The 3384-nt window shown below is 59.5% G+C and carries 1 protein-coding gene; it reads right to left on the reverse strand.

From position 1 onward, the window contains the following. Positions 1-3384, reverse strand: a 3384-nt coding sequence (locus tag DC28_RS16520; protein WP_037547275.1) for a beta strand repeat-containing protein, incomplete at both ends; no start/stop codon positions are given.

Genomic DNA, 3384 nt, shown 5'->3' on the forward strand with positions numbered 1-3384 from the left:
CCAGCTGGTGGTTCCCGTAGCCGCCTGCCAGGTGCCGTCCAGGCCGTCGGTGGTGTCCAGGCTGTATTCCACACTGGCTATCCCCGAGCCTGACTCGGTTACCGTCCCGCTGACGGTGTAGGTCGCGCCGTTCACCTGGGTCGAGCCGTCTCCGTTCAGGTTATTCACTGCTACCACCGGATCGGCGGTGTCCACCACCACCGTCCGGGTGACGGTATGGGTCCTCCCCACATTATCGCTTCCGGTTATCGCGATGCTGTAGCTGCCGTCCCCGTCATCGATGGGCACAGCCTGGCTCCAACTGCCGTCTCCACTCGTGTAATTAAAGGCTCCCAGGGCGATATCATCGGTGTTCGGCCCGTCCACGGTTATGGCAATGGGACTTCCCGCCAACTGCAGGCTGTCGGTCACCGTTCCGTTTACGGTAAACCCGGCGTTCTTATACACCGTACCGTCATACTCTGCATCTACCGTTACTACCGGATCAGCCCGGTCCACGGTAAAGCTCCGGCTTCCCACCGGACTTACATTCCCCGCCCGGTCAATAGCCCGGACGTACAGGGTCCGGTTCCCCTGGCCAAGGCGGTGGTTCACGTTCGCTGCGCTCATACTGATGTCCACGGTCCTGAACCAACTGCTGGTTCCGCTCGCTGGACTCCAGTTGCTCTGATCAAAGCTGTATTCAACGGTCTGCAGACCGCTGCCGCCGTCAGCTGCCGTACCGCTGGATACCAGCTCGTTCACCTGGTAGGCACCGGCAAAGGCGTCAATCACCGGGGTATCAGGATCGGTTTCGTCGATCAGGAAGGTCCGGGTTTCGCTTTTTGTACGCCCGGCCACATCGGTAGCCGTAATGGTGTACACCCAGGTCCCGTCATCGCTGCCGTCATCCGGCAGGACTACCGTATAGCTGTAGCTGCCGCCGTCCGCGGCTATCTGGGCTGCACTCCGGCTGTATACCTGGGATGACGCACCGCCGTCCTTGGAGGCGGTTATAACCAGGGCTCCGGTGTCCTTCAGGGCGTTGGAATCGCTCACATCTCCGGTAAAGGTAAAGTCCCCGTTGGTTATTTCTTGGGCCGCACTGTAATTGTCCTCGCTTAGGGAGGGATCGGCGGTATCGTAATAGAAGTCGACCTGCTGGCTGGATTCGGGGTTAAGTCCGTCGGTGGCCCGGACGTACAGGGTCCGGTTCCCTTCTCCGCCGGTACTGAAGTCCACACCGGTTACGCTCCAGTTGAACCCTGACAGGGGTATGGTGGTCCAGGTGGCATTGTCGGTGGAGTATTCCAGACTGGTTACACCCTTGCCGCCGTTGTCGGTTACCTGACCGCGGATGGTGTAGCTTCCCGAGTCGATGAATTCCCCATCCACCGGGGCTGTTAGGGTCAAATCGGGTGATTCGGTGTCAATGACGATGTTCCGGGTGATGCTGGATGTTTTTCCTACCTCATCGGTGGCCAGAATGGTCACCTCGTAGGCTCCATCTCCGGCGGATACCGGCAGGGTTGTACTCCAGGTTCCGTCATCAGTGGTGTCGTTCAGCAGTTCTACTGAAGCTCCGCCATCCTTGGAATAGGTAACAACCACGCTGGTTACCCCGTTTGCATCGCTGGCTGAGCCGCCAAGGCTAATGGCTGAATTCCGGTACACGATTGACGCATTGGCAATGCCGGATTCGCTTTCTGTGAGGGTAGGCGGGGCCAGGTCAACGATGAATTCCCGCTGTACGGCTGTACTGGTATTGCCCGCGTTGTCCGTAGACCGGATGGCGAAGGTCTGTGTCAGGGTATCGGTGAGTCCCGAGAGGGCTACCGCCCAGCTGGTGGTTCCCGTAGCCGCCTGCCAGGTGCCGTCCAGGCCGTCGGTGGTGTCCAGGCTGTATTCCACACTGGCTATCCCCGAGCCTGACTCGGTTACCGTCCCGCTGACGGTGTAGGTCGCGCCGTTCACCTGGGTCGAGCCGTCTCCGTTCAGGTTATTCACTGCTACCACCGGATCGGCGGTGTCCACCACCACCGTCCGGGTGACGGTATGGGTCCTCCCCACATTATCGCTTCCGGTTATCGCGATGCTGTAGCTGCCGTCCCCGTCATCGATGGGCACAGCCTGGCTCCAACTGCCGTCTCCACTCGTGTAATTAAAGGCTCCCAGGGCGATATCATCGGTGTTCGGCCCGTCCACGGTTATGGCAATGGGACTTCCCGCCAACTGCAGGCTGTCGGTCACCGTTCCGTTTACGGTAAACCCGGCGTTCTTATACACCGTACCGTCATACTCTGCATCTACCGTTACTACCGGATCAGCCCGGTCCACGGTAAAGCTCCGGCTTCCCACCGGACTTACATTCCCCGCCCGGTCAATAGCCCGGACGTACAGGGTCCGGTTCCCCTGGCCAAGGCGGTGGTTCACGTTCGCTGCGCTCATACTGATGTCCACGGTCCTGAACCAACTGCTGGTTCCGCTCGCTGGACTCCAGTTGCTCTGATCAAAGCTGTATTCAACGGTCTGCAGACCGCTGCCGCCGTCAGCTGCCGTACCGCTGGATACCAGCTCGTTCACCTGGTAGGCACCGGCAAAGGCGTCAATCACCGGGGTATCAGGATCGGTTTCGTCGATCAGGAAGGTCCGGGTTTCGCTTTTTGTACGCCCGGCCACATCGGTAGCCGTAATGGTGTACACCCAGGTCCCGTCATCGCTGCCGTCATCCGGCAGGACTACCGTATAGCTGTAGCTGCCGCCGTCCGCGGCTATCTGGGCTGCACTCCGGCTGTATACCTGGGATGACGCACCGCCGTCCTTGGAGGCGGTTATAACCAGGGCTCCGGTGTCCTTCAGGGCGTTGGAATCGCTCACATCTCCGGTAAAGGTAAAGTCCCCGTTGGTTATTTCTTGGGCCGCACTGTAATTGTCCTCGCTTAGGGAGGGATCGGCGGTATCGTAATAGAAGTCGACCTGCTGGCTGGATTCGGGGTTAAGTCCGTCGGTGGCCCGGACGTACAGGGTCCGGTTCCCTTCTCCGCCGGTACTGAAGTCCACACCGGTTACGCTCCAGTTGAACCCTGACAGGGGTATGGTGGTCCAGGTGGCATTGTCGGTGGAGTATTCCAGACTGGTTACACCCTTGCCGCCGTTGTCGGTTACCTGACCGCGGATGGTGTAGCTTCCCGAGTCGATGAATTCCCCATCCACCGGGGCTGTTAGGGTCAAATCGGGTGATTCGGTGTCAATGACGATGTTCCGGGTGATGCTGGATGTTTTTCCTACCTCATCGGTGGCCAGAATGGTCACCTCGTAGGCTCCATCTCCGGCGGATACCGGCAGGGTTGTACTCCAGGTTCCGTCATCAGTGGTGTCGTTCAGCAGTTCTACTGAAGCTCCGCC

It is taken from the genome of Spirochaeta lutea, from assembly GCF_000758165.1.
In the GTDB taxonomy this organism is placed as follows: Bacteria; Spirochaetota; Spirochaetia; order DSM-27196; family Salinispiraceae; genus Spirochaeta_D; species Spirochaeta_D lutea.